We start from the raw sequence: 26,285 nt of genomic DNA, 5'->3' as shown, positions 1-26,285 counted from the left end.
AAGAAATTCTAGTTTTACAGGTTGTTTTATGTTGATTTGATTATAAGCTGCAAAGATTACAATCATTTTTATCGACATAGTTAAAAGGTAAATTTCATATTGAAAAAAGTATTTTCAGTTTATATAAGGCTTTGAATGTAAAAGCATATACAAAGCCTTATTAAATTATGAAATATTCAACCGATTATTTTTCTGCAATCCAAGTACTTAAATTTGTCATTACAGTTGCTAATTGATCACTGTATGGCGCACCACCTTGTGCCAGATCAGGTTTACCACCACCTTTACCACCAAGCTCTTGACCTAGGTGTTTAATGATGTCGCCTGCTTTTACAGTTGAAGTGAATTCTTTTGCGACAGAAGCGATTAGGCTCACTTTATCAGCATCAATACCAGCAATGACAATAATGGCATGATCGAGTTTAGATTTCACACCATCATGTAAATTACGTAATGCTTTTGCATCAGTATTTTGTACAGTGGTAATTAAAGTTTTACGACCTGCGATTTCTTGCACTTGATTAAGCAATTCATCTGCTTGGAAGTTTGCCAATTTTTGATTCAATTGCTCAATTTGCTTTTGCAAACTTGAAGCATTAGCAGCTAAATGCTCAATTTTCTCAACCGTTTGGTCTTTTTGCGCTTTGAGCAAATCATTGATGTGAACAATATCCGCATCCACTTTTTGTACAACTTCAAGTGCTTTGGTACCTGTCACAGCTTCGATACGACGTACACCCGCAGCAACACCGCCTTCAGATGTGATTTTGAAAAGACCAATATCACCTGTACGTTTTACATGGATCCCACCACAAAGTTCGATTGAGAAGTTTTTCTCATCTTTGCTTGTACCCATAGAAAGTACACGAACTTCGTCGCCATATTTTTCACCGAACAACATCATTGCGCCTTTTTCTTTAGCAGCTTCGATGTCAAGCAGTTCAGTAGAAACAGCAGTATTAGCAATCACTTCAGCATTGACAATACGTTCAATCTGCTGAATTTGTGCAAATGAAACAGGTTGGTCGTTGGCAAAGTCAAAACGTAAAATGTCAGACGCAACCAATGAACCTTTTTGTTGAACATGTTCGCCCAAAACTTGGCGTAAAGCAGCATGTAAAAGGTGAGTTGCAGAGTGATTACGTGCAGTGGCATCACGAATATCGGCTTTTACAATTGCTTCAACTGCTTGAGTTGCTTTTAAGCTACCCATGGTCACGATACCTTGGTGTACAAATGCACCACCCGATTTTTTAGTATCTTGAACTTCGAAAATACCGGTATCGTTTTTGAAAATACCTGTATCACCGATTTGACCACCGCTTTCTGCATAGAAAGGTGTTTGGTTGAGTACGATTAAAGCTTCGTCGCCTTCAACTACTTCATCAACTTGTACGCCGTCTTTATAGATCGCAACGATTTGACCTTGACCTTGAGTTGCATCATAACCGTCAAATTGAGTTTCACCTTCAACTTTCACAATGCTGTTATAGTCAACGGCGAATTTGCCTGCATCACGTGCGCGTTGACGTTGTGCAGCCATTTCAACTTCAAAACCAGCTTCGTCAATTTCTAATTCACGTTCACGTGCGATGTCTGCAGTTAAATCCGTTGGGAAGCCGTAAGTATCATAAAGTTTAAATACTGTTGCACCCGGAATGACTTTACCTTTAAGGTTTGCAAGTTCACCTTCAAGCAATTTCAAACCTTGCTCAAGTGTTTTAGCAAATAATTCTTCTTCGCGGATGAGCGCAGTTTCGATGACTTGACGACGTTCAACCAATTCAGGGTAGGCTTCACCCATGACATTGATCAATGGTTGCAACATTTTGTAGAAGAATGTGCCCGTTGCGCCCATTTTATTACCGTGACGTACTGCACGGCGGATAATACGACGGAGTACATAGCCACGACCTTCGTTAGAAGGATTGACGCCATCAGCAATGAGGAAGCAGCATGAACGTGCATGGTCAGCAACAACTTTAAGCGAAGCAGGATACTCTACAGGGGTATTATTTGCTTGCGCTGTTGCAACAGCTTCTGTCATGTCGACGCCGATAATTTCAGCAGCATCTTTAAGTAAGTTTTGGAATAAATCGATTTCGTAGTTTGAATTTACATGTTGTAAAACCGCAGAAATACGCTCTAAGCCCATCCCTGTATCGACAGATGGAGCTGGAAGGTCATGTAAAATGCCATCAGCAGTACGGTTAAACTGCATGAATACGTTGTTCCAAATTTCGATATAACGGTCGCCATCTTCTTCAGGCGTACCTGGTAAACCACCCCAAATATGGTCACCATGGTCAAAGAAGATTTCTGAACATGGACCACATGGACCTGTGTCACCCATTGCCCAGAAATTATCTGAAGCGTATTTTTCACCTTTGTTGTCACCAATACGGATGATACGGCTTGCATCTAGACCAATTTCTTTGTTCCAAATGTCAAATGCTTCGTCATCTGTATGGTAAACAGTGGCATACAATTTATCTTTAGGCAGTGCTAACCATTCTTCGCCTGTGAGGAAATCCCAAGCAAAACGGATGGCATCACGCTTAAAATAATCACCAAAAGAGAAGTTACCTAGCATTTCAAAGAAAGTATGGTGACGTGCTGTATAACCGACGTTGTCTAAATCGTTATGTTTACCGCCTGCACGTACACATTTTTGTGATGTTGTTGCGCGTACATAGTCACGTTTTTCAAGACCTAAGAAACAGTCTTTGAATTGGTTCATCCCTGCATTGGTGAAAAGCAAAGTAGGGTCGTTGGCGGGTACAAGTGAACTCGACGCGACACGTGTATGTCCTTGCGATTCAAAGTAACGCAAAAATGCTTCACGTATTTCAGCAGTTGTCATAAAACGAGTACTCACAACCAAGTCACTCCTCAATTTCGTATTGGCTAAAAGTGTGTAGTAAAGTCTAACTTTTATGCTTCACTATACACGGGCTTAATTTTTTAAAACGCCAAATTATAACGGAAAAAGCTTGATCCACCAATGATTTTCAGGGGAATAAGTATGATTTATAGTTAAAATCAACGATTGAGCAAAATTTATCACATACATGTCCAAGGTAAGGCGTGATAGTCAACTCATTGGTTCAGTGTTAAATATCGATTTGCAACAAATTTTTAGCTTTAAAATAATATTTTTTGCCATCAAATTTTAAAATTTGCGATTGTTTTTGTTGAATGGTTTTGACATGGCAGTTTTGCATATCCACATGAATATTTTCTATATTTTCATTGATTCGGAGATCAGCTAAACCGTGTGTTTTGGAGCGCAGTAAAATGAATTTTCTTTTGAGTTCAGAACGCTGAGCATCATCGTATTGATAAGGTGCTGAGCTTGCTGACTGATCAGTGATGAAGTCTTGCAGAACCCATGTGATGGGTTGTGTCGGTTGTACGTGGAATAATTGTAAAGTTCGCGTTGAGCTATTTACACCGCCGATATGAATATCATTGAATGCTAAGCCAATCACATGCTGATCTTGAATATTTGAAAAAGCATTCACATCAAATTTGATATTTTGCAAGCGTGTTTGCGGGATAAGTATTTCGGGATGATGATAATGTTGAATGAGTTTTTGTTTTTAACGCTGGATTAGAAATAAATCAATTTGATAATTTCCAGCGTTATCTGAAGCTTGATCTAGTGCTTGACTTAGAGCACAAGCAAAGCATGCTTTGAATTTATAATTAAACAATCTTGAAAATCTGGATTAAAACGGGCAACTTCTTTTTGATTAAGATAAGTTTTGGATACGTGAGATGCTGATGAACTGATTTATTTCAAGAGTGCTACATCGTTGATAATGTGTTTGTGCATAAAGTGCTGAGCAGCAACTGAATGCTATGGTCATGACAAGAGGAGTGGTTATTTTCATTTTACGAGATCCTTATCTTTGGCTTAAAGTACACGTATTATTTAAGGTTTAAATTGATTTTAAATGGGATTGTTTGTATTTCACTATATCTAAGCGTAGCGAAAATCCATTAACATAAGGCGGATACAAAGGTTTTCAATCCGAAGGAAAAACGATGCAACGTGTGGCAATTAATGGATTTGGGCGAATCGGACGAAATGTGTTAAGAGCGTGGTTTGAAAATCCAAAACCTTTTCATTTTGAAATTGTTGCGATCAATGATGTTGCCGATGTTGAAACCTTAGTCCATCTTTTTAAATATGATTCCACGCATGGGCGCTTTGATGGTGCGGTGAATGTTGAGCAAGAAAATGACAATGTTTTTCTATGTATAGACGCACGTCAAACCAAGCTTAGAGTACAAATTTTACAACAAGCCAAGCCTGAAAATTTACCGTGGCATAATTTAAACATAGATGTTGTGTTGGAATGTACTGGTTTATTCCGCTCGCGTGAAGCAGCAACTCAGCACATTCGCGCAGGTGCGAAACGTGTGATCATTGGCGCTGCACCATTTGATACGGTGGATGCCGCCATTGTCTATGGTGTAAACCATCATGATGTGAAAAAAACTGATCAAATCATTTCAAGTGTCTCATGTACCACGCAGGCACTTGTGCCTTTGGTGAAAATTTTAGATGATGAATTTGGCATTGACACCGCACTGATGACTGAAATTCATGCGGTTACTGCGGATCAATCTGTGTTGGATCGAGCACATCGTGATTTACGTCGTGCAAGAGCTTCGGGACAAAATATTATTCCAACAACATCTTCGGCTTTGGGGGCATTAAAACAAGTGATGCCGAAAATGGAGAATCGTATTGATGGTTATTCGATTCGTGTACCGACCATTAATGTGGCAGCAATTGATTTGACCTTTACCACACCTTCAGACTTAAGCGCTGAATTAATTAATCAAAAGCTTACCGCTGCTGCAAAATATGATTATGCAGAAATTATGGCAGTGACCGATGAGCCATTGGTGTCGAGTGATTTTAATCATTCACCATATTCTTTGGTGGTGGACTTAACACAAACCATGGTGGTTGGGCATCAAGCCAAAGTATTTGCTTGGTATGACAACGAATGGGGTTATGCAAATCGCTTATTAGATTTATGTGAGTCTTTTTATTTTAAATAAAGACTTCATGCTTTTTAAAATAACTACAAAATTTAGGGGGAATGTATGGGGATTCTTTTAATCAGTGTGGGGTTGGCATATTTGGCAATCCTTGTATTGTTATGGCAAGTAATTAGTTTAAAAAAGCAAGCACTTGAGACGGAAAAAGTATTGGCTGCACAAGAAAAACGCTTGATTCATCATGAGGAGCATTTGGCTAAAACTTTGAAAATTATGCATGATTTAGCCAATAATGTGCATGGTCAAAGTGAGTTATTAGAGCAGACCACCAGTAAAGTAAAAAATTTGGAAGGGCAAAATCGTGATTTGGTGGATTTAATTGCTAAAGTGATTAAACCATAAAGCGCCTTAAATATATTTATTTAAAGAGCGTGTAGGTCAGAACTAAACCCATATCAGTCGCAATAACGCCGCTGAAAACATACTGATAATAACTGTAGGCAATAACGAAAAGCGTGATGCAGCCAACAATGTAATCATGATGGCCATCAGATCGGCGGGATGATGACGTACAAAATAAGGTGCAATGACGGAGATGAGGACACAGCCGGGAACAACTTCCATAATTTTACGTTGCTTATGGGTCAAGGTTTTATTTTTTAACAGCACGTAGCCTAAAATACGTGTTAAATAGGTGGTGGCTGCAATAAATAAGATTGCAATTAATGTTGCTGAGTGAATCATTCATCATCTCCAATCAAAAAGAAAGCGGAAATAATGCCGCTGATTGCACCGACGGGAATATACCAACTTGAAGGTAAAAAATGATAGGCCAATGCTGCTGCAATTAAACTAACCAACCACGGACGCGCCGCACGTATGCCTTTCCACATGCCACGTAGTAAAACTAAAAATACCGCAGGAAATGCCATATCGAAACCAAAACGACTAATGTCACCAAACATAGGACCGATCCATGCCCCTAAAGTGGTAAATCCGATCCACATCACATATAAAGCAAAACAAAGACCTGCGTAAAACATTAGACTAAATGCCTGTTGAACCCCCAAACTCTTTTGCTTTTTTTGTGCATCTGCCAAGCCCAAAGCCCAACTTTCATCACACATGAAAAATAGGGCTGAAAAGGCAGTTTTATTGGGTAAATGGCGTAAATAAGGAACGAAGCTTGCCCCCATTAATAAATGTCGACTATTAATTAAAAAAGTAATAAACATCAACATAATAATATTCGGTGGATTAGTCCAAACTTCCAAAATGGCAAATTCAGACCCACCTGCAAAATTTAAACCTGTAAGTAAAGGTACTTCAAGGACTGAAAAACCTTTTTGTGTAGCTTGTGCACCGAGCACTAAAGCAAAAGGAATAATGCCAAGTAAGAGCGGGATTGAGACTTTTAGACCACGTAAAAACTCCCGGAAATGAGGTGAATAACTCAATGTTTTCGATGTGTTTTTGAACGTGAACATGGTAATGACTCAAGCAAGACAAAGCAGAAATAATTTTCAATGCATTATTTTATGCTAGTAAATATGAAATTTTTCGCTAAATTTTCTAAAATATTTTTAAAGATTGAAATATATTGCTTTAGAAAATAAAGTATAAGCAATAATATTTTAAAAAGTGAAGCTTGATGAAGTTGGATGCGATTGATCGAAGGATTTTGCAGACTTTGCAACAGGATGGAAAATTAACAAACAATGAACTCGCTGAACGGGTTGGGTTATCTGCATCACCCTGTTTACGCCGTGTCAAACAACTTGAGGATGCTGGCGTGATTCATCACTATGCAGCATTAATCGACCCACAAAAAGTCAATCTAGGTTTAACTGTGTTTGCACGTATTTGGCTCAAAGGGCAGGATGAAAAAACTGTCAATCATTTTATTGATTCTGTGATGGATATTCCCGAAATTGTGGAATGCCAATTGATGGCAGGTGATTGTGATTTCTTTTTGCGTATTGTTGTTACAGATTTAGATGCATATCGTAAATTTCAAATTCAACGTTTAAATAAAATCTCAGGGATTCAAAATGTGAAAACTGAAATTCCTTTGCAGAAAATCAAGCTGACTACAGCATTACCATTGGGTTAAATAGCCTAAGTAAATTTTTAATTTCTGCCGAAAAAGCGAATAATTAATCTGAGGTTCTCACTTGGTTATTAATTTTTGTAACATATCAATACGGTAAATATATTGTAAATATTTACCAAAAATATACCGATCGGTAAAATTTTTTTGTGCTTGATTTGCACAAAATAATTTATAAAAGTTTGTTTTTTATTATGAAATACATATTGTAATTCTGTTATCATAAAATGTGTTTGTCTTGGTTATGGTGATACTTCTTTTGAAGGGCTAATTTTTTAGCTTTATTGTGAAGTATTTATTAAGTATTATTTAAAATTTTTTATACAAATATATAGATAAGAATTACGTGAAAATATAAAATAAATTTTCCCTTAAAAGCTAAATAATCATAGCATCTTGATATGTAATTAATTTTTTTAAATCGACAAAAAAATAGTGTGAACATAAGTTAACAGCATATGATTTATATCTTTATAGAATTAAAACGATAAACAGTTCACATTTTAATTAGATCTATTATGCATAAGCCACGTTATTTTTTTCCTTTGGGTATGTTTTTTTATTTAGGTGTCAGTATAACTTATGCAGCAAACACACCTGATATGTTAAGAGAGCAGGCGGTACTACAAATAAAAAATGGTCAAACACAACAAGGATTAGTAGCACTGACAGAATTATTAAAACAATATCCTGATAATCAAAAGATGATTGCTGATTATTTAATGGTGGTTGCCCCGATTCATCAATTGGATGTTGTGACCTTATTGAATTTAACACAGCGGATTCAGCCAAAACAGTTTCCTGAGTATGCTCAGTTGACCGTGGTAAAATTATTACGAGATCAAAAACAATTTAGCCAAGCACTTTCTTTATTGCAGCAATTTGAGTCTGATCAAAAGCAAAATCAGAAGCAAGTGAATATTTTAAAAGCAATTTTATATAGTGAAAATAAACAAGCACCACAAGCTTATGAAATTTTAAAAACAATAGATTTAAAAGCGTTAACTGCAGATCAACTGATGCAGGTTGCTTATAGTTATCGAATGATTAACCATCCTGCTGAGGCACTGCATGCAATTCAATATGCGTATGAAAAAAAGCCATTAGATCAAAATATTCAAAAAGAATATGTCAACAGTTTAATGGCATTGGGCAGTTATCAGCGTGCTGATGCCTTGATGAAGCAATATCCGAACACACTATGGGAAAGTCATTTAAGTCAGCAAATTCAGCTTGGACATTTGGCACAAGAAATGAATGCTGCGGTGAAGCGTCATCAATATTTGTCTAGTCGTGGTGAAAGTGATGCAGTCAGTTATGAAAAGTTAGATCGGATTTTGGTTGAAGCAGATCAGATTGCACAGCAGAATACATGGGTGCAGCCTTTTTTTAATCGTTTTTATTATGACTATTTATATGCGTTGAGTTATCGGGGGCGTTCGCAACAAGTATTATATATTTTAAGTCATGTGAGCTTGCCTCCTGTAACAACTATGCCTCCTTATGTGCGTCAAGCCATTGCAGATGCGTATTTGGCACAACGTCAGGCTGCATCAGCAGAGCAGTTATATCGTACCTTGATTACTGAAAAAAATTATTCAGATATGTCGGTTTATAGTGCTTTTTATTATTCATTGATTGAACAAGAAAAATATGATCAAGCCAATCAATTGATTCATGAGATTGATCATTTATTGCCAACATTTCAGTATAGTCAAGCCAAAGGTGTGGATAAATCCGTACATACTGATCGTACGCAATATATTGGTTTGCGCGGCTTAAACTGGGCATATAGTAATCGTTTGGATATCGCTGAGCCCTACTTTGAAGGATTGGTGGAAAAGACTTCAAATACGGATGATGGGTTAAATCAGCTTTCCCAAATTCAGCGTTGGCGTGATAAACCTGAGCAAGCTGCCCAGACCTTGGCTCGTTTAAATGGTTTATTACCTGTGACCAAGCAAACTCGAATTAATCAGATGCAAAATGCACAGGCTTTGGGCAATATCCAAGATTGGCGACAGCTTAATGTGCAATTGAGCCAAGATTATCCAAATGATACAGGTGTGCTGAAAAGTCGCAAAGAGTTAGAAGATCGTGATCATGCCACGATTCAACACAGCAGTCGTTTTTCTCGTAGTCATGCAGACCAAAGTAATATTTCAGAAGGTTTAAAAGGGTCTCGTGATCGCGAGTTGAATACCACCATTTATACGCCGTGGTTTGCTGATAATTATCGTGCTTTTATTGAGCATCGTGATATTTGGGGAAAATATCGTCAAGGCGATTTAGAGCAGCAACGTTATGGTGTCGGGGTGCAATGGCAAGATCAACGCAAATCGCTCACTGTGACCGCATCGCAAAATAGTCATGCAGAGCGGCAAGGGATAGAAGCTGAATGGACGCATCAATTGAATGATCATTGGCAATATTATTTAAATGCCAATAGCCAAGCGGATATTCCATTACAAGCCGTTGAACTAGATAAAGAAGGATATTCTTTTGGTGGGGGTATTCGTTGGAAACAAAACGAATCTCGCCAAGCGGGCTTTGGCTACAACATGACCGATATTGATGATGGTAATTTAAGGCAAGAGCTTTCTGTGGATTATTCTCAGCGTATTTTTCTTCGTCCACATCACACCACAACTGCAGGTCTAAATGCATATTATGGGAAAAATCGACTGAATAATGTGTCTTATTTTAGCCCAAAACAAAGTGCTAGTGTGGGCGTGAATCTAACTCATGATTGGTTAACTTGGCGTGAATATGAACGCTCATTGACTCAACGCTTTGGCTTCGGTGTAGGTGTTTTTCAACAACAAAACTTTGACAGTAAACCAATCGCTGATTTGCAATATCAACATATATGGAAATTGTCGAGGACATGGGCTTTACGTTATGGCATAGGTTATGGCATTCACGCTTACGATGGTGAATATGAAAAACAAGTCTATGGCAATTTAGGTTTTGAGGGGCGTTTCTAATGAAAAATTTCAAGCAATTTTCGAAACAGCTTTCAAAATCAGTATTGATGAGTGCCTGTTTAGTGATATGTGGATCTGCTTTTGCAGATCAACCCTTAGCGCAGTTAATGGTTAAAGCTGAACAAAAGGTCTTTTTTGATCAGCAGCATTTTGTCAGTTTAACTTTTCATGATGTGCGAGATGATGTCCTGAAAGTTGGAGATCGAGATCCTTATGCAATAAGCACACAAAATTTGGTGCAATTTTTTGAGTGGCTAAAACGTTCGGATTGGCATCCTGTGAGTTTGAAACAGATTATGCAGGCACGCCAGGGAGGTACAGCTTTACCTAAAAATGCAGTGCTTATTAGCTTTGATGATGGTGCTTTAAGTCATTATAGTCGAGTATTTCCTTTGGTGAAGGAATATAAAATTCCCGTGGTCTTTGCATTGGTGACCAGTTGGATGAATGGCAATACTAAAGCCATTTATGAAGCCTATGGTCAAGGCAATGCAATGACATGGGATCAAGTGCGAGAAATGCAAAAATCAGGATGGGTTGAGTTTGCCAGTCATTCACATGATTTACATCAAGGTATTTTAGCTAATCCGCAAAATAATCAACAACCTGCGGCAATTACACGACAATATTTAGCCGCATCAAAACGTTATGAAACACAGCAAGAATATGAGCAACGTCTTCTGCAAGATTTAAGAAAATCCAGAGAAATTTTGACTAAAGAAGTTGGGGTTGCTCCTATGGCCATCATTTGGCCTTATGGTGCAGTGAATGTTGAAACTGAAAAATTAGCGCAGCAAGCGGGGTTGCCATTGTCTTTTAGTCTAGGGACAGATGCAGTTAATCATGTGCAAGATGGCACTTTCCAACGAGGATTGGCAGTGAATAATCCAAATTCAGAAGATTTGTATGAACAAATGACGGATTCTATTCACTACAAAGCTTTTACGCTGTATGAGCCAATTCGTGCGCTGAGTTTAGATTTAGGTCAGTTTTCACAAAACTATGCGCAAGCCGATCAGCAATTGGGACAAATTTTAGATTTAACCAATGCTTTAAAAAGTAATGCGTTGTTATTAAATGTCGTGGAAGACCAGGACCGAGATGGCGTATATGATTCTGCCTATTTCCCAAATCACGATTTGCCTGTCAAAGCAGATGTGCTAAATCGAACAGTTTGGCAAGCAAAAACAAGAATTTTTAATAGTGTTTATGCACAATTGCCCTATGCTTTGGAACAGCAGAAAGCGCAGTTTTCAGTGCAACTAGCCACAGAATTGTTGAAAAATAATACAGGTTTAGATGGCATTATTTTAAATACAGATACAGCAGTGCAATGCGTTTTTCAGCGTGTGGAGACATTGTCTTGTGCTGAGCAACAAAAGCATCTGTTACAGACTTTAAAACATTTAAATCAAAATGCTGCTCGTTATTCTAATATCAGTAATCCATTTAAATTGGGCTTGCAAGTGCAACTGTCTGAACTGAAGTCGGACAAATTGTTGGCATTTCTTAATCAATATCATGATCAGGTTGAGCTATTTAATTTTGAATTAGACAGTATTCGTCAACCACAAACTTTTAAACAATTTATACAGCAAGTTCAGTCGTTGAATACAGAGCAAAAAGCCAAAATAATGGTGACTTTGGTGTTGGATTCAGTACAAACAGAACAAAATTGGCAGAATATTCAAGCCAACTTTTTAGTATTACAACGGATAGGTATTCAAAAGTTGGCAGTAAATCGTTATGACTTAAATAACGCAGCCAAAATTCAAACCTATTTATATACACCATTAAGTTTGAACCAAAGTCCATTGACCTATCGCAATCCCTTTATTTATACAACGAAAGGGAAGTCGCCATGACCATCATTGAGTATTTATTTCTTTTTGCTTTTTTATATCCTCTCGTGATGGCTTGGACGTGGATGATTGGTGGCTTATGGTTTTTCTTTAAACGAGAATACAAACAAAACCAATTACCTGAGATTTCCCAACAAGGCTGTAGCATTATTATTCCATGTTTTAATGAGGAAGCCCAAGTTCGAGAAACCATTCGCTATGCTTTACAAACACAATATCCAAAATTTGAAGTGATTGCGGTGAATGATGGTAGTTCTGATCGTACCGCAGAAATTTTAGATGAGTTAGCACAGCAATATCCGAGTTTGCGTGTGGTACATCTCGCTGAAAATCAAGGTAAAGCGTTTGCTTTACGTTCAGGCATGATGGTCAGTCAGTTTGAGTATTTAATTTGTATTGATGGTGATGCATTGTTGCATCCACATGCTGCAATTTGGATGATGCACCATTTGACTAAATTCAATCGTGTGGGCGCTGTTACAGGTAATCCACGTATTCTAAATCGTTCTAGCATTTTAGGAAAACTACAAGTAGGTGAGTTTTCATCCATTATTGGTTTGATTAAACGTGCGCAACGAACCTATGGACGTATTTTCACAGTGTCAGGGGTAATTGCAGGCTTTCGTAAAACAGCATTAGAACAGGTGGGTTTTTGGTCAGATGATAAGATCACGGAAGATATAGATATTTCTTGGAAAATCCAATTAGCACAATGGGATATTCATTATGTGCCAAATGCGCTGTGCTATATCTATATGCCTGAAACGTTTACGGGCTTATGGAAACAGCGTGTACGTTGGGCGCAAGGTGGTGTTGAAGTACTGCGTAGTTATTTCCCGAAACTTTTTAAAATCAGTGCATTAAAGATGTGGCCTGTGGCTTTGGAAGCATTGATGAGTATGGTTTGGGCTTATGTTATTTTGCTTATTATTATTGTGTTTTTTGTAGGTTTATTCTTCAGTTTGCCTGAAGCATGGTATATAAAATCATTACTTCCACAATGGTATGGCGTGATTCTAGCCATTACCTGTCTGATCCAATTCTTCATCAGTTTATATATTGATAAACGCTACGATGATCGTCGGTTTTTTAGAAATTATTTTTGGGTGATCTGGTATCCCTTATTTTTCTGGCTTTTAGGGGCAGCAACCACAATTGCTGCTGTACCAAAGGCATTATTTGCGCAAAAAAAGAGAGCGAGATGGGTCAGTCCAGATCGTGGTTTTAGAGGAGATGATGTATGAGTGATTTCCAATCAAATATAATTACAGATGAGTCGAAGCTCGATATTCCTGAATATATTGACCAACCTCATTATGTGAAAAATAAAGCAATGCATTATACCTTGCAAATGATGGGGTGGATGCTCTGGACGCTGCTATTATTGCCTTTGGTCACAGCCATTTTATGGGTTTATCAGGTTAAATTGATTAAAAATTATATTTTTGCTGAACAAATTTATGTGCAATTGTACAATTTTGCTTGGTTGGCATTGATTGTTATGCTGTGCTGTGCCTCTTTGTTGCTGTGGGCAAGTTATAATTGGTTACGCTATCGCAAAACTAAAGATCCTAAAGTGTTAAATGTGACTCAGTCTACTTTGGCAGAGGACTTTTTAATCAGTACAGATGAATTATCAAAAATTCAAAAATCTAAAAGTATCGTACTGCATTATGATGATGAAGGTGTATTGTCTGATTATGAGTTGAAAAAAGCATAAATGGATTCAATAAGAGGTGCGAAAAGCACCTCTTATTCAGCGTTAAAACTTTTCATCACTATAAATATCTTTTGTAGATTCAATGGCCTTATGATTTTCCTCTAAAATTTTTGTGGTGAGTTCGGGTGCATTTTTATTGCGAATATATTCTAAATCTCGAATATTTTTTTGTACCGCCACAGCACCAAATAAGCTCAGTAAAAAAGCCATAATATAAAAACCTTTTTCACTTAAGAGTAGATTTGCATTCCATAAACCCATGGCTAAAAGTACAATGCAAATGATCACTGATGCCCAACATAATCCAAAATAAATAGGTGTGACGTGCATACCTTCAAGTCGATCACGGATAATTTTTTGTAATGAAACTGCTGAAAACAAACCATATAAAATCAGAATTAAATAATAACCTTTTTCATTCAATAACATATCTGCATTAAATAATCCCACCATATAGGCAACCGCACCTGCAAGTAAGGCAACCCAACTTGCAGCAATAAAAGCTGGGGTTGGTTTATTGATGAATTGATCCATTGTTATTTTCCTTATCGCTTTTACTGTTTTATATCATTCATTATGCTGAAAGGAAAAGGGATGGCAAATTGTTTCAAATAAAAGGGCATGAAATTTAAAAATAAACGGCTCAATTTTTTGTTTACGATTTTATTTTTCAGCTTTTAAAACATGGATATAAAAATAACCATACAATGATGGCTATTTTGAGTCTAAACCTAAAAGATCAGTATCATCTATAAAGATGTTTTTATGTCCATCAATAAACTGAAGTTGTCTAAACGTTTTTGTGTGTCATAGATGTCACAAGTAAAAATAAACTCATCGACCTCATACTGTTCTAGTAAATTTTCTAAGCCTTGTTTGACTGTAGTGGGTGAGCCAATTTGTGCCATTGCTAAAAAGTTTTGGACAGCCATTTTTTCTGCAACAGACCAACGACCTTCCATACTTTCTACAGGTGGTTTGAGTTTAATACTCGGTGCACCTGTCACAAGATTTTGAATACGTTGGTAAACGCTGGTTGCCAAATATTCTGCTTCAGCATCTGTTTCAGCGACCACCGTTGGTACACCCATCGACACATAAGGTTGATCTAGATAAGCCGATGCTTGGAAATTATCTCGATATAGTGCAATCGCTTGTCCTAACATACGTGGTGCAAAGTGTGAAGCAAAAGAGTAGGGCAGTCCTAGTCGTGCAGCAAGTTGTGCGCTAAATAAACTTGAGCCTAATAACCAAACAGGCACATGCGTCCCTTGTCCAGGAGTTGCTGTGATGCGTTGATGAGGTTGAGCATCAGCAAAATAACTTAAAATTTCCACCACATCATTGGGGAATTGTTCTTCAGTTTCTTGGCGACCACGGCGTAAAGCACGCATAGTAACTTGGTCTGAACCTGGCGCACGACCTAAACCCAGCTCAATGCGGTTGGGATAGAGTGTTGCTAATGTTCCAAACTGTTCAGCGACGACTAAGGGGGCATGGTTAGGGAGCATAATGCCTCCTGAACCCACTTTTAAGCTGTGGGTATTTGCAAGGAGATAACCTAATAATACTGCTGTTGCAGAGCTAGCGATCCCATCCATATTATGATGTTCTGCGAGCCATAAACGATCATATCCCAATTTTTCTGCATGCTGTGCCAGTTCAAGTGCATGATGAAGTGAAAAAGCCACGTCCTGATTTTCACGAACAGGGGCTAATTCTAAGATGGAAAATTGGGTATTTTTTAAAGATCGCATTGGCATACTCAAAACAGGATATATCGAAATAATACGATATAAAAAACAGTTTGCATATCGAAAATATTCGATATTAAAAAATATTTACAAAATCTAAAGTGAGATGCCTATAAATAAAAAACCTAGAAAATCGGCTTGTGATCCAATTTTCTAGGTGAAAACTTAAAACGTGTTTTTAAAAATAAAATGTATGATGGATGATTTGATTAGTCGCGATGTTTATGTTTGTAATGACCTAAATGACGACCATTGTCATGGCGGTAGTTTCGGTCATTATAACGGTAGTTGCTACCACGATAGCCTCGATCGTTGTAACGGCGATCATAACGATCATTATCGTATCGGTCATCATAACGGCGGTCTTCACTGACTTTACGTCCTAAAGTTGAACCACCTGCTGCGCCTAAACCTGCACCAACATAGCCACCTGTTGAACCTGCCACATTACGACCAACACTATAACCACCTGCACCACCTAATGCACCACCAATGGCAGCGCCTGTACGGTCACGGCGGTTACTTGATGCTGCCGCACCGCCTGCACCACCGAGTGCAGAACCAATCATTGCACCTGTGCTACCACCCATTTGGTTACCGATTGCAGCACCAACGACACTACCTAGGCCAGAAGAAAGGGCAACCCGTGTGCCATTGTCTGCATGTGCGGTGGTCATTAAGGTTGCTGCAAGTACAGTTGCACCAATCATTGCATGTAATTTCATGTTCAAACTCCTTCTCGAAGCTTATCTAAATTTTTAACTTGAGCTTAATTTACCGAACAACTGCGGTGTGATTATGAATGTTGTTGTAATGAAATGGATGCAAAGCGTAAACAATTTGTAACTTTTATTCATTCATCGTTAATTTTTAGCAATGGGGGAACTTAAGCATCAAAATATTTTAAGATTAAACTGTTCAACTTTGCAGAATATGGCTAGGGAAATAATTTCTAAATATTTAGATATAATAAAATTTTTGCAATAAACCGAGATGATCTGTGTAATATTTTAAGACAATAAAAAAAGCACCTAAACTTAGGTGCTTATAACTTAATTCTACAGGCTTAGCGATGATGTCTACGATATTTACGGTTGTATTTACGATCATCATAATGGCGGTCTTCTGATACTTTTTTACCTAGAACAGAACCGCCCGCAGCACCTAAAGCCGAACCAATATAACCGCCTGTTGAGCCACCCACATTTTTACCAACAGTATAGCCACCTACACCGCCTAAACCACCACCGATTGCAGCAGCAGTACGGTCACGCTTATTGGTTGCTACGGCAGCACCGCCTGCACCACCGAGTGCAGAACCAATCATTGCACCCGTATTACCGCCCATTTGTTTACCAATAGCAGTTCCTGCCACGCTACCTAATGCAGAAGTTGCAGCAATACGAGTTGAGTTGTCAGCATGGGCACTTACTGTAAAAACTGAGGTTACTGCTAAAGCAGAACTTAATAATAATGCATTTAATTTCATGTCTTGCTCCATGTCCTGAGGTGGACAGCTCTATATCTCTATTCGATGAGGTAAATGTAACAAAAGGCGACATGGAAAATGTGGAGAAGATTTCCCTTTATGAAGGTGTTTAGTATCTGAATGTATGCTTTCTATTAAAATTGTGCTTTAAAATGGCATATTTTGCGAAATGATGTAGAAAGGATGAATTAAATTGTCCGATTTTAAGCCAAATTTAAAAATGCTGTAGATTTAGACATGAAATAAATATCGACTTTGCATTGAGTCTTGGTTTTTTCAGTTACAACCCTCCATTTAGAGAGCGTATTCCTGATGGAGGGCCATAAAAATATTTATCTTATGAAAAATAAACAGAAGTTGAGTTTGCTGTGTCATTTAAAAGCGAGAATCGTTAAACTAGGCACAATTTTTAAAATGTCTTACCGTATTTATTCTGATACTGCATATTATCGTCAATGAATTGGGGTAAGCTTAAGCTTGAGATTTTAGTTAAATGAAAGAGTCGTTACGTTTACGATTAGACCAATTGTGTGATCGACACGAAGAATTAGAGGCTTTACTTGCCGATGTGGAAGTGATTTCAGACAACAAACGTTTTCGTAACTTGTCACGTGAACATAATGATTTGACTGAAATTACCAATGTTTGGAAAAAATATAAACAAGCTGAAGAAGACATTGTTACGGCTGAGGAAATGACTTCAGATCCTGACTTTAAAGACATGGCAATTGAAGAAATTAAAGAAAATAAAGCATTGATTGAGTCTTTAGAAGCGGATCTGAATATTTTAATGATTCCTAAAGATCCCAATGATGCCAACTCAGCCTATTTAGAAATTCGTGCGGGAACAGGTGGTGATGAAGCAGCCATTTTCTCGGGTGATTTATTTCGTATGTATAGTAAATATGCTGAAACACAAGGTTGGCGTATTGAAATCTTGTCTGAAAATGAAGGCGAACATGGCGGTTATAAAGAGGTTATTTGCCTGATTAATGGTGAAGGCGTGTATGGTCGCTTAAAATTTGAAAGTGGTGCACATCGTGTGCAACGTGTTCCTGCGACAGAATCTCAAGGGCGAGTACATACGTCTGCATGTACGGTTGCGATTTTACCTGAAATTGATGTGGATACGACTGTAGAAATTAACCCATCCGAATTACGTATCGATACCTATCGTGCGTCAGGTGCGGGTGGTCAGCACATTAACAAAACCGATTCTGCAGTGCGTATTACCCATATTCCAACAGGTACAGTGGTGGAATGTCAGGATGAGCGTTCACAGCATAAGAACAAGGCTAAAGCGATGGCTCTATTAGTTTCACGTTTAGAAAATGCAAAACGTGCGGCTGCAGATGCTGCAACCTCAGAAATGCGCCGTGACTTGGTCGGTTCAGGTGACCGTTCTGAACGTATTCGTACTTATAACTATCCACAAGGTCGTATGACAGATCATCGTATTAACTTAACTTTATATAAGCTAGATGCAGTAATGGAGGGTGATTTGACAGAGTTACTTGATAGTTTACATCGTGAATATCAAGCAGATCAGTTGGCACTTCTTGCTCAGCAGAACGGTGGCTAATGAATATCGCACAAGCGCTTGCTTTACGTGGTGAGCCAGAAAGCTATGAGCGTCAAGAAAATGCGTGGTTGCTTGAACACATTACCAAAATTGATTCTTTTGATTTGGTGATGAAAAAAGAGCAAGAACTGACAACAGAGCAGGAACAGCAATATGTTGAGGGTTTAAAACGTATTACGGATGGTGAGCCATTAGCATACGTTACAGGTTCACAGCCATTTTGGACTTTAGATTTAACCGTAACAAAAGATACTTTAGTGCCACGTCCCGACACAGAAGTTTTGGTGGAAACGGTATTACATCTTGATGTCCCTGAAGATGCACGTATTGTTGATTTAGGCACAGGAACGGGCGCAATTGCTTTATCTTTAGCGAGTGAACGACCTGAATGGTCTGTGATTGCGACAGATATCTATGAGCCAACTTTAGAGGTTGCATTGTCTAATGCGAAAAAGCATGATTTAACTCATGTGAAATTTTATTTAGGCAATTGGTTTGAAGCGCTTAATCGTCAATATTTTGATGTGATTGTATCGAATCCACCGTATATTGATGCGGACGATGTACATATGCGTGATTTAGCATCAGAACCTGAGCGTGCTTTGGTCGCAGCAAACCAAGGCTTAGCAGATATCGAGCTTATCATTAAACAAGGTAAAAATTGGTTAACCCATCAAGGTTGGATTGCTTTAGAACATGGCTATGATCAAGCTGAGGCGGTACAAGGTATTTTCCAAAAATATGGATTTAAAGAAATCCGTACAGTCAAGGACTATGGTGGAAATGACCGTGTCACTTTAGCGCAGTGGCAAAATTAAATCCTGATTGAATTAGCGTTTCATGTCTCCTCACGATATAAAAAAGCAGAATTTAAATGATTCTGCTTTTTTATGATCGACCTTTCTAGAACTTCAAAGTATTTCATTAATTTTAAAGAAACGTATGTTAAAACATCGATTAGTCTAATACGGCAAACTTTGACTTGAAAAAAACTTCATTTTGCTGAATATTCAAAGTGTAGCCGAATTTATAAAATTTACGCTTATTTGCAATTTTCATGTTTTATCCCTTGAAATTGCGGTATAAGCCTTTTAAAACTGAAACAATCATATAACAAGGATTAGATATGAAGTTGTATTATTCTCCAGGTGCGTGTTCTTTAGCTGCTCATATTTTACTCAATGAAATTAATGTTGATTTTGATCTAGTACGTGTTGATTTAAAAACACACACGACTGAAAAAGGTGCAGATTATTACGAAATTAATCCTAAAGGCTATGTTCCTGCATTAGAAATTAATCCCGGCTTGATCTTAACTGAAAATGTCGCCATTCTTCCTTTTATTGCACAACATGATGCAGGGCAAGATTTGATTCCACCCTCAGGTTTGGGGCGTGCGAAAGTTTTGGAGTGGTTGGGGTATCTAAACTCAGAATTACACGATGAATATGCGGTGTTTTTTAATCCAGCCGTTTCTGAAGAAGAAAAACAGCGTGGTTATGCAACCCTAGATAAAATGTTGAAATATATTGATGATTATTTGGGTGAGTCTGAATACGATTATTTGGTGAATGACCGTTTTGGACCTGCGGATGCCTATTTATTTGTCCTGACCAATTGGTCGAATGTGATTCATCATGATTTAACACCATTTAAAAATATCGTTGCACTACGTAACTTAGTTGCTGAGCGTCAATCAGTACAAATTGCGATGCGTGATGAAGGTTTAATTCCTTGATTGATCCATACAAACAATAAAAAACAGCCTAAACAGGCTGTTTTTTTATATTTATCATTAGATGACGAAAACTGATTATTCATCATTTGGGTTTATGCGACCTTGTTTAATCTCATTGGCGAGACACAGAGATTCGAGAATGCTTTCTCCAATTGTTTCAGGAATTGCATATTGCATATTGACTGAATAAGGTTGATAGCTTTGACCAAAAACTTTGTCTTTTTTATATTTAGTTTGTGTGATAGTACCAAATTTTTGTTCATTACAATCTGCTTGATAAAGCGTCATATAATAGTCGCCGACTGCAAGACCATCTTGGGTGAGATCATTAAAAATAACTGACTTAAGCCATCCTTGTACAAGGGTTTGATTATATTGTTTCTTTTCTTTGATGCTTGGTACATTCAGATATAAATGGCTTTCATCACTTGAGGTTATGCGTATCCAATCATTTGCATAAGAAAGTGCTGGAATGAGTAATGAAATGCCAAAAATTGCATATTTAATTGAACTCACTTGATCCCCCGATTGTGAATTTTAAATGAATAATATAATGATATGTATATGATATTTTAACAGTTAGTGAAAATTTTAAATAGATAGAATGATTTGAATAAATTAAAAAAGGCTACCGAAGTAACCTTAATCGTGTTGCTAAAATTTATAATGCTTTCAAGCATCTTATTTAGTCTTTTATTTAAAGAAATAACCCGTTTCAGGCGAGCTAGCATTTGCCATACGTTTACGTGGCATACGACCTGCAAGATAGGCTTCACGACCTGCTTCGACCGCTTTTTTCATCGCAGATGCCATTAAGATCGGATTCTGCGCTGCAGCAATCGCTGTGTTCATGAGCACACCATCACAACCTAATTCCATGGCAATCGCAGCATCACTAGCAGTACCGACACCAGCATCGACTAAAACAGGGACTTTGGCATTTTCTTTGATGATGGAAATAGTGTGTGGGTTTAAGATCCCTAAACCTGAACCAATCAAGCTGCCTAAAGGCATAATGGCAACACAGCCCATGCTTTCAAGTTCTTGCGCTACAATAGGATCATCAGAAGTATAGACCATGACTTCAAAACCATCTTCAACCAAAGTGCGGGCAGCTTCAAGCGTTGCAGTTACATTGGGATAAAGTGTTTTTTCATCACCTAGAACTTCAAGTTTAACCAAATTGTGACCATCAAGCAGTTCGCGTGCAAGCATACAGGTACGCACAGCGCTGTTAGCATCAAAACAACCTGCAGTATTGGGTAAAATGGTATATTTTTCAGGTGGAATCACAGACAGTAAATTGGGTTGGTTAGGATCTTGACCAATATTGACGCGGCGAATCGCTACCGTCACGATTTCTGCACCACTGGCTTGAATGGCTAAATCTGTTTCATTTAAATCTTTATATTTGCCTGTGCCGACCAAAAGGCGAGAATTAAATGTACGAGAACCAATAATAAGGGGAGAGTCTTGCATGGGTATACTCCGAATTAGCCGCCACCGACAGCGTGAATAATTTCAATTCGATCTTGATCAGCGATGGGGGTTTGCTCAAGTTTGCTTTTAGCAATGATCATTTCATTTTTTTCTACGGCAAAACGTTTACCTTCAAGTGCGAGCGCTTGAATGAGTTGCTGTAAATTTTCACAAGTCGTCTGTTGTGCTTCGCCATTTAAAAATATTTGCATGATGCGTCCATATCTATTTTATTTCAACGAGATGTGCTTAATTTCCGTGTTTGAGCGCATGCCATGCCAGTAGCAACCAACCTGCGATCATGAGTGCACCACCAATGGGAGTAATTGCACCTAAAATACGGGGTAAGCCCAAAGCCATAACATACAGTGAACCACAAAAGAAAAAAATCCCAATTTGAATGAGAATAAAGCTCATTTTAATGGGTAGAGTAGGAAGCACTTTGCTGATCATACCTAAAGCCAATAAGCCAAGCGCATGATAGAAAAAATAATCAGTCGCTGTTTGCCACCAAGCCAACTGTTCAGGCGAGGCGATTTTTTTTAAACCATGCGCTCCAAATGCACCTAACATGACAGCAATAGCAAGATTAAGTGCTGAAATTGCGATCCACATAAACCAAGGTCATCCCAAAGAATTTGCACGTTACCTTAACATAATTTAGCAAGAGAATTGCGCTTAAAATACAGTACAAAGACTATTTTTAGTTGAAATCATAGGCAAAATAAAAAGGGCAATTCGCCCTTTTTATTGATGGTTACTTTAATTTGATGACATTGCCACTTTGATTTTTTCCATGGCATTTTTTTCTAACTGACGAATACGTTCCGCAGAAACATTATATTCAGCAGCAAGTTCATGCAAGGTTGATTTATCGTCATCTAACCAACGGCGTTGTAAGATATTACGTGAACGATCATCAAGCTGTTCCATCGCATCATGTAATGCAGATGTGCTTTGTTCTTCATAATCTTCTTCTTCGATCAAACGGGCAGGATCATAACGGTTATCTTCAAGATAAAGCGCTGGAGCAACATGGGTTGAACCTTCATCGTCGTCATCACCTTGTGCTTCAAAAGCAGCATCGTATGCCGTTAAACGACCTTCCATTTCTAGGACTTGTTCTGGCGTAACATTCAAGTCATTGGCAATGGATTTTGCCTCTTCTAGCGTGAGTTTTTTACTCGATTTTTTTAAGCTACGTAAATTGAAAAAGAGTTTACGTTGTGCCTTGGTTGTTGCTATTTTGACAATACGCCAATTACGAATAACATATTCGTGAATTTCAGCTTTAATCCAATGCACTGCAAAAGAAACTAAACGCACTCCCATATTCGGGTCGAAGCGTTTAACAGCTTTCATTAAACCTAAGTTACCTTCTTGAATCAGGTCACCTTGTGGCAAGCCATAGCCTGCATAGCTACGGGCAATATGGACGACAAAACGTAAGTGTGACATCACTAACATTTTGGCTGCATCTAAATCTTGATCATAAAAATAACGCTCAGCCAACTCTTTTTCTTGTTCGGCTGTCAAAATTGGAATTTGGTTGACAGTGCTGATATAAGCACCCAGATTTACACCTGGCGCAGATAAGGACAGGGGCATCAATTGATTGCTGCTGTCACTCATGAGTTCTCCTTATAGGATAATAGTGGTAATACCATGGCTTTCATCTTAATTGTATTTGCATTCATAATTAAGGAAAATTGGGTATAGAAATGTAAACTTTTATTCAATTATACAAGTATTAACGCAAAATATTGAATATTTATGAATTAAAAATGAAAAGACTTAAACTCTGATTAAAAAATGAAACTCATTTTCTGAAATTTGTTTGAATTGGCATTGTAATTGATGCAGCTCACAATACCGCAAAACATCAATTTCACTGTGTGGATCAGAGGCTTTTAACAAAATATTTTGATTATTTTGTAAACTTTTTAATTGCTTTTTAAGCAACAACAGTGGCATAGGACAAGGCTTACCCATGGCATCGACACTGATCACAGAAGAGTCAAAATTTTCAGACATTTTTTGAGCAATAACATTTATCTATCAACAATATTTGAGTGTAACAAAGAAAACGGATTTGCCCAAAGTATTAATTTATTTACTTCCATAAATTAGCGTTTATAGAGACTTGTGGGATTAAGTGATAAAAATGTGAAAATATTTATCTTATAATTATCTAAAAAAATTCTATTAATTGTGATTCACCCATGTTAAGCTCGTTGCGTACTTTAAGAGAGGGACGGTGAAAACTGTTTGCTCTCCTTTATTACAAGTGGATGTAACCGGGATTTTGTTAATAGTCTTACAGAATGATTACAAGCTTTGAAATTACAAGAAATTTTAAACTTTGTTTGCTCTGCTGTTTGCAACACCGGGTGGTCCTTTTTTCTAAATAACTGAGGATTAACTTATGACAGCTCGTGAACAAGGCGTTGTTAAATGGTTCAATGATACTAAAGGTTTTGGCTTTATTCAACGCGCTGGTGGCGATGACGTATTCGTACACTTCCGTGCAATTCAAGGCGACGGTCACCGTTCACTACGTGACGGTCAACGTGTTGAATTTAGCGTTGTTCAAGGTCAAAAAGGTTTTCAAGCTGAAGAAGTTCAGCCTTTAGACTAATTCTTAAGTTTGTAGAAACTTAAGTGGCGCTCCAATTTTAATGAATTGGGGCGTTTTTGTTTATGGTCATCTTTGTTTATAATAACCACATTATTTCAGTCGTTAATAGTTAGAGCACGTATATATGTCATCAGGTTTTGAAACCCTAAATTTACATCCACAACTGAAGCAAGCGATTGATAGTTTAGGGTTTAAAGAAATGACCCCCATTCAGCAAAAAGTATTGAAATATACTTTGGCAGGACATGATGCGATTGGGCGTGCGCAAACAGGAACAGGAAAAACAGCTGCATTTTTAGTCAGTATTATTAATGATTTACTCAATAATCCAATTAAAGAAAAGCGTTTTCGTGGTGAGCCACGAGCTTTAATTCTTGCACCAACACGTGAGTTGGCGATTCAAATCGAAAATGATGCGCGTGAATTGGTTAAGTTTTCAAATTTAAACGTGCTAACTTTGGTCGGTGGTGTAGATTTTGACAAACAACGTAAGCAACTAGATGAAGCATTCGTTGATATTCTTGTTGCAACACCTGGACGTTTGATTGATTTTACAGAACAAAAAGAAGTTTGGTTGGATCAAATTGAATTTTTGGTCATTGATGAGGCTGACCGGTTGTTGGATATGGGTTTTATTCCATCGGTAAAACGCATTGTGCGATATTCACCACGAAAAGAACAACGTCAAACTTTATTATTTTCTGCAACCTTTAGTTATGATGTGTTGAATCTAGCACAACAATGGTTGTATGAGCCTGTCACAGTTGAAATTGAACCTGAAAAGAAAACCAATGCAGATGTAGAGCAACGTGTTTATGTGGTTGAAAATCGTGATAAGTATAAATTATTACGTGAAATATTAAGTGATGAACCGATTGAAAAAGTAATGATCTTTGCAAATCGTCGTGATCAAGTACGTAAATTATATGACCACTTAAAACGGGATCATTATAAGGTCGTGATGTTATCAGGTGAGATTGCGCAGGACAAACGCTTGAAAATGTTAGACCAATTTAAAAATGGGCAACACAATATCATGATCGCAACCGATGTGGCAGGTCGTGGGATTCATGTTGATGGTGTGTCACATGTGATTAACTTTACGTTGCCTGAACAGTCTGATGATTATGTGCATCGTATTGGTCGTACAGGTCGTGCGGGTACACAAGGCGTTAGTATTAGTTTCTTGTCTGAAGATGATGCTTTTTATTTACCTGAGATTGAAAAAGCGATTGGTCAAAAATTACCTTTAACTCGTTTAGAGGGTTATTGTTAATTCATTGCTGATTAAATACGTCAAATCGTGTGAATGATTCTTGCTGAAAACCGCTCAAATTTGAGCGGTTTTTTGTTTTAAATTAGAATTTTAAAGTTTTGATTGGCAGCTAAAGGTGAGCGTGGTTTGGTAATCTGTGTCTTTTTCAATACCTCCTTTACCAATGACTGAACCTAAAACACCTGCTGCTGCGGTAATCATTTTGCCGGTTTGTTCGTCAAATACACCTTTTAATGCGCCATTAAATTCAACTTTTTCGTCTACAACAACAGGTGCTGCTTTTTTACCACAGGCATTATTTGCTGCGGTAATGGCATTATTTTTAGAAATAATTTGGCTTTTACCCAAACCTGTTACTTCATATTGATTATTGGGTTTTTGAATCGCTTGAGTTTGTGTGGGGTTTGAGCTACACGCTGTAAACAAAACAGCGCTGGATAACATAGATGCGATTACAAGAGTTTTTTTCATAAATCCGCCCTAAAAATCTTAAATAGAAAGATGATGATATTGCAGCATAGGAATGCAAATAAAAATGTCCAAATATGTATTAAAAATGATGCTTTGTATGGTAATCCTGTGAAATACGAAGAATTGTGCAAGGTAAATTCAGTAAATAGCATGATTTTCT

27 protein-coding genes are annotated in these 26,285 nt (G+C 37.7%); 12 read left to right on the top strand and 15 right to left on the bottom strand.

Going from position 1 to position 26,285, the window contains the following annotated elements:
• Nucleotides 1-184 precede the first annotated feature (184 nt).
• Nucleotides 185-2,878, bottom strand: coding sequence for an alanine--tRNA ligase (gene alaS, locus HUV91_RS07070; protein ID WP_174492967.1), 2,694 nt, complete (start codon nt 2,876-2,878; stop codon nt 185-187).
• Between the two features lie 235 nt (nt 2,879-3,113).
• Nucleotides 3,114-3,545, bottom strand: a complete 432-nt coding sequence (locus HUV91_RS07065) for a hypothetical protein (RefSeq protein WP_174492966.1) — start codon at nt 3,543-3,545, stop codon at nt 3,114-3,116.
• A gap of 505 nt (nt 3,546-4,050) precedes the next feature.
• On the opposite strand from HUV91_RS07065, the gene gap reads away from it, so the two are divergent.
• Together gap and HUV91_RS07055 are read left to right on the top strand one after the other, a co-directional pair.
• Nucleotides 4,051-5,079: a type I glyceraldehyde-3-phosphate dehydrogenase gene (gene gap / locus HUV91_RS07060; RefSeq protein ID WP_174492965.1), complete on the top strand. Its 1,029-nt coding sequence runs from the start codon at nt 4,051-4,053 to the stop codon at nt 5,077-5,079.
• A 45-nt stretch (nt 5,080-5,124) separates the two neighbouring features.
• The gene (locus tag HUV91_RS07055) at nt 5,125-5,421 is read left to right on the top strand and encodes a hypothetical protein (RefSeq protein WP_130072766.1); all 297 of its coding nucleotides are present in this window, start codon (nt 5,125-5,127) and stop codon (nt 5,419-5,421) included.
• Nucleotides 5,422-5,463: 42 nt separating this feature from the next.
• Here HUV91_RS07055 and HUV91_RS07050 read toward each other — a convergent pair whose 3' ends face one another.
• The gene (locus HUV91_RS07050; protein ID WP_174492964.1) at nt 5,464-5,763 is read right to left on the bottom strand and encodes an AzlD family protein; all 300 of its coding nucleotides are present in this window, start codon (nt 5,761-5,763) and stop codon (nt 5,464-5,466) included.
• Nucleotides 5,760-6,506, bottom strand: a complete 747-nt coding sequence (locus HUV91_RS07045) for an AzlC family ABC transporter permease (RefSeq protein ID WP_130072764.1) — start codon at nt 6,504-6,506, stop codon at nt 5,760-5,762. Before HUV91_RS07045 ends, HUV91_RS07050 begins: the two co-directional genes overlap by 4 nt.
• Nucleotides 6,507-6,676: 170 nt before the next feature.
• On the opposite strand from HUV91_RS07045, the gene HUV91_RS07040 reads away from it, so the two are divergent.
• The 5 genes from HUV91_RS07040 (at nt 6,677) to pgaD (ending at nt 13,698) form a co-directional block, all read left to right on the top strand.
• Nucleotides 6,677-7,132, top strand: coding sequence for an Lrp/AsnC family transcriptional regulator (locus tag HUV91_RS07040; protein ID WP_174493603.1), 456 nt, complete (start codon nt 6,677-6,679; stop codon nt 7,130-7,132).
• 515 nt (nt 7,133-7,647) lie between these two features.
• The gene (gene pgaA, locus HUV91_RS07035) at nt 7,648-10,116 is read left to right on the top strand and encodes a poly-beta-1,6 N-acetyl-D-glucosamine export porin PgaA (RefSeq protein ID WP_174492963.1); all 2,469 of its coding nucleotides are present in this window, start codon (nt 7,648-7,650) and stop codon (nt 10,114-10,116) included.
• Nucleotides 10,116-11,981, top strand: a complete 1,866-nt coding sequence (pgaB, locus tag HUV91_RS07030) for a poly-beta-1,6-N-acetyl-D-glucosamine N-deacetylase PgaB (RefSeq protein ID WP_174492962.1) — start codon at nt 10,116-10,118, stop codon at nt 11,979-11,981. The genes pgaA and pgaB overlap by 1 nt, the downstream gene beginning before the upstream one ends.
• Nucleotides 11,978-13,222 carry a poly-beta-1,6-N-acetyl-D-glucosamine synthase gene (gene pgaC / locus HUV91_RS07025; RefSeq protein ID WP_130072761.1) on the top strand — a complete coding sequence of 415 codons (1,245 nt, stop codon included), beginning with the start codon at nt 11,978-11,980 and terminating at the stop codon, nt 13,220-13,222. Before pgaB ends, pgaC begins: the two co-directional genes overlap by 4 nt.
• Nucleotides 13,219-13,698 (top strand): poly-beta-1,6-N-acetyl-D-glucosamine biosynthesis protein PgaD, encoded by a 480-nt coding sequence (pgaD, locus tag HUV91_RS07020; protein ID WP_130072760.1) that lies wholly within the window; start codon nt 13,219-13,221, stop codon nt 13,696-13,698. The genes pgaC and pgaD overlap by 4 nt, the downstream gene beginning before the upstream one ends.
• 42 nt (nt 13,699-13,740) lie before the next feature.
• Here the strand turns inward: pgaD and yiaA are convergent, their stop codons facing one another.
• The 4 genes from yiaA to HUV91_RS07000 all read right to left on the bottom strand — a co-directional run bounded on the left by yiaA (nt 13,741) and on the right by HUV91_RS07000 (nt 16,941).
• A complete protein-coding gene (yiaA, locus tag HUV91_RS07015; protein ID WP_130072759.1) occupies nt 13,741-14,232 on the bottom strand; it encodes an inner membrane protein YiaA in 492 nt (163 codons plus the stop codon).
• 215 nt (nt 14,233-14,447) lie between these two features.
• Nucleotides 14,448-15,455 (bottom strand): LLM class flavin-dependent oxidoreductase, encoded by a 1,008-nt coding sequence (locus tag HUV91_RS07010; protein ID WP_174492961.1) that lies wholly within the window; start codon nt 15,453-15,455, stop codon nt 14,448-14,450.
• Between the two features lie 206 nt (nt 15,456-15,661).
• A complete protein-coding gene (locus HUV91_RS07005; RefSeq protein ID WP_130072757.1) occupies nt 15,662-16,177 on the bottom strand; it encodes a hypothetical protein in 516 nt (171 codons plus the stop codon).
• Nucleotides 16,178-16,518: 341 nt separating this feature from the next.
• A complete protein-coding gene (locus tag HUV91_RS07000; protein WP_130072756.1) occupies nt 16,519-16,941 on the bottom strand; it encodes a hypothetical protein in 423 nt (140 codons plus the stop codon).
• Nucleotides 16,942-17,434: 493 nt separating this feature from the next.
• Here HUV91_RS07000 and prfA point away from each other — a divergent pair, with 493 nt between their 5' ends.
• From prfA to HUV91_RS06985, 3 genes are all read left to right on the top strand, one after another.
• On the top strand, nt 17,435-18,523 hold the full coding sequence (gene prfA, locus HUV91_RS06995; RefSeq protein WP_130072755.1) for a peptide chain release factor 1: 1,089 nt from the start codon (nt 17,435-17,437) through the stop codon (nt 18,521-18,523).
• The gene (gene prmC, locus HUV91_RS06990) at nt 18,523-19,341 is read left to right on the top strand and encodes a peptide chain release factor N(5)-glutamine methyltransferase (RefSeq protein WP_174492960.1); all 819 of its coding nucleotides are present in this window, start codon (nt 18,523-18,525) and stop codon (nt 19,339-19,341) included. The genes prfA and prmC overlap by 1 nt, the downstream gene beginning before the upstream one ends.
• A 308-nt stretch (nt 19,342-19,649) precedes the next feature.
• Entirely contained in the window at nt 19,650-20,261 is a 612-nt protein-coding gene (locus HUV91_RS06985) for a glutathione binding-like protein (protein WP_130072753.1), read from the top strand.
• 75 nt (nt 20,262-20,336) lie between these two features.
• Here the strand turns inward: HUV91_RS06985 and HUV91_RS06980 are convergent, their stop codons facing one another.
• The 6 genes from HUV91_RS06980 to HUV91_RS06955 form a co-directional block, all read right to left on the bottom strand.
• Nucleotides 20,337-20,777 (bottom strand): surface-adhesin E family protein, encoded by a 441-nt coding sequence (locus HUV91_RS06980; protein WP_174492959.1) that lies wholly within the window; start codon nt 20,775-20,777, stop codon nt 20,337-20,339.
• A gap of 177 nt (nt 20,778-20,954) precedes the next feature.
• Complete coding sequence (locus tag HUV91_RS06975; protein WP_174492958.1) at nt 20,955-21,740, bottom strand: thiazole synthase; 786 nt, start codon at nt 21,738-21,740, stop codon at nt 20,955-20,957.
• Between the two features lie 14 nt (nt 21,741-21,754).
• Entirely contained in the window at nt 21,755-21,952 is a 198-nt protein-coding gene (thiS, locus tag HUV91_RS06970) for a sulfur carrier protein ThiS (protein WP_174492957.1), read from the bottom strand.
• Nucleotides 21,953-21,989: 37 nt separating this feature from the next.
• Nucleotides 21,990-22,355: a DUF423 domain-containing protein gene (locus HUV91_RS06965; RefSeq protein ID WP_174492956.1), complete on the bottom strand. Its 366-nt coding sequence runs from the start codon at nt 22,353-22,355 to the stop codon at nt 21,990-21,992.
• A 147-nt stretch (nt 22,356-22,502) separates the two neighbouring features.
• On the bottom strand, nt 22,503-23,372 hold the full coding sequence (rpoH, locus tag HUV91_RS06960) for an RNA polymerase sigma factor RpoH (protein WP_130072748.1): 870 nt from the start codon (nt 23,370-23,372) through the stop codon (nt 22,503-22,505).
• Nucleotides 23,373-23,534: 162 nt separating this feature from the next.
• Nucleotides 23,535-23,774 (bottom strand): sulfurtransferase TusA family protein, encoded by a 240-nt coding sequence (locus HUV91_RS06955; RefSeq protein WP_130072747.1) that lies wholly within the window; start codon nt 23,772-23,774, stop codon nt 23,535-23,537.
• A 391-nt stretch (nt 23,775-24,165) separates the two neighbouring features.
• On the opposite strand from HUV91_RS06955, the gene HUV91_RS06950 reads away from it, so the two are divergent.
• Entirely contained in the window at nt 24,166-24,378 is a 213-nt protein-coding gene (locus HUV91_RS06950) for a cold-shock protein (protein WP_004822370.1), read from the top strand.
• A 124-nt stretch (nt 24,379-24,502) separates the two neighbouring features.
• A complete protein-coding gene (gene rhlB / locus HUV91_RS06945; protein ID WP_174492955.1) occupies nt 24,503-25,654 on the top strand; it encodes an ATP-dependent RNA helicase RhlB in 1,152 nt (383 codons plus the stop codon).
• 90 nt (nt 25,655-25,744) lie between these two features.
• On the opposite strand, the gene HUV91_RS06940 is transcribed toward rhlB, so the two are convergent.
• The gene (locus tag HUV91_RS06940) at nt 25,745-26,125 is read right to left on the bottom strand and encodes a hypothetical protein (protein ID WP_130072745.1); all 381 of its coding nucleotides are present in this window, start codon (nt 26,123-26,125) and stop codon (nt 25,745-25,747) included.
• Between the last annotated feature and the right edge of the window lie 160 nt (nt 26,126-26,285).

Origin of the sequence: Acinetobacter sp. Marseille-Q1623, from assembly GCF_902809895.1 — a bacterium.
Taxonomy (GTDB): Bacteria; Pseudomonadota; Gammaproteobacteria; order Pseudomonadales; family Moraxellaceae; genus Acinetobacter; species Acinetobacter piscicola_A.
The sequence above is the reverse complement of the archived record's forward strand: the minus strand, read 5'-3'. Positions and strand labels throughout refer to the sequence as shown.

Bases quoted from the DNA above. Each gene is read 5' to 3' on its own strand.
- pgaA (WP_174492963.1), top strand. From the start codon at position 7,648: ATGCATAAGCCACGTTATTTTTTTCCTTTGGGTATGTTTTTTTATTTA.
- prmC (WP_174492960.1), top strand. From the start codon at position 18,523: ATGAATATCGCACAAGCGCTTGCTTTACGTGGTGAGCCAGAAAGCTAT.
- HUV91_RS07055 (WP_130072766.1), top strand. From the start codon at position 5,125: ATGGGGATTCTTTTAATCAGTGTGGGGTTGGCATATTTGGCAATCCTT.
- HUV91_RS07005 (WP_130072757.1), bottom strand. From the start codon at position 16,177: ATGAAATTACATGCAATGATTGGTGCAACTGTACTTGCAGCAACCTTA.
- HUV91_RS07050 (WP_174492964.1), bottom strand. From the start codon at position 5,763: ATGATTCACTCAGCAACATTAATTGCAATCTTATTTATTGCAGCCACC.
- prfA (WP_130072755.1), top strand. From the start codon at position 17,435: ATGAAAGAGTCGTTACGTTTACGATTAGACCAATTGTGTGATCGACAC.
- pgaB (WP_174492962.1), top strand. From the start codon at position 10,116: ATGAAAAATTTCAAGCAATTTTCGAAACAGCTTTCAAAATCAGTATTG.
- thiS (WP_174492957.1), bottom strand. From the start codon at position 21,952: ATGCAAATATTTTTAAATGGCGAAGCACAACAGACGACTTGTGAAAAT.
- rhlB (WP_174492955.1), top strand. From the start codon at position 24,503: ATGTCATCAGGTTTTGAAACCCTAAATTTACATCCACAACTGAAGCAA.
- HUV91_RS07010 (WP_174492961.1), bottom strand. From the start codon at position 15,455: ATGCGATCTTTAAAAAATACCCAATTTTCCATCTTAGAATTAGCCCCT.
- HUV91_RS06975 (WP_174492958.1), bottom strand. From the start codon at position 21,740: ATGCAAGACTCTCCCCTTATTATTGGTTCTCGTACATTTAATTCTCGC.
- HUV91_RS06965 (WP_174492956.1), bottom strand. From the start codon at position 22,355: ATGTGGATCGCAATTTCAGCACTTAATCTTGCTATTGCTGTCATGTTA.
- pgaC (WP_130072761.1), top strand. From the start codon at position 11,978: ATGACCATCATTGAGTATTTATTTCTTTTTGCTTTTTTATATCCTCTC.
- HUV91_RS07000 (WP_130072756.1), bottom strand. From the start codon at position 16,941: ATGAAATTAAATGCATTATTATTAAGTTCTGCTTTAGCAGTAACCTCA.
- yiaA (WP_130072759.1), bottom strand. From the start codon at position 14,232: ATGGATCAATTCATCAATAAACCAACCCCAGCTTTTATTGCTGCAAGT.
- HUV91_RS07045 (WP_130072764.1), bottom strand. From the start codon at position 6,506: ATGTTCACGTTCAAAAACACATCGAAAACATTGAGTTATTCACCTCAT.
- rpoH (WP_130072748.1), bottom strand. From the start codon at position 23,372: ATGAGTGACAGCAGCAATCAATTGATGCCCCTGTCCTTATCTGCGCCA.
- HUV91_RS06955 (WP_130072747.1), bottom strand. From the start codon at position 23,774: ATGTCTGAAAATTTTGACTCTTCTGTGATCAGTGTCGATGCCATGGGT.
- gap (WP_174492965.1), top strand. From the start codon at position 4,051: ATGCAACGTGTGGCAATTAATGGATTTGGGCGAATCGGACGAAATGTG.
- HUV91_RS06950 (WP_004822370.1), top strand. From the start codon at position 24,166: ATGACAGCTCGTGAACAAGGCGTTGTTAAATGGTTCAATGATACTAAA.
- pgaD (WP_130072760.1), top strand. From the start codon at position 13,219: ATGAGTGATTTCCAATCAAATATAATTACAGATGAGTCGAAGCTCGAT.
- HUV91_RS06940 (WP_130072745.1), bottom strand. From the start codon at position 26,125: ATGAAAAAAACTCTTGTAATCGCATCTATGTTATCCAGCGCTGTTTTG.
- HUV91_RS06985 (WP_130072753.1), top strand. From the start codon at position 19,650: ATGAAGTTGTATTATTCTCCAGGTGCGTGTTCTTTAGCTGCTCATATT.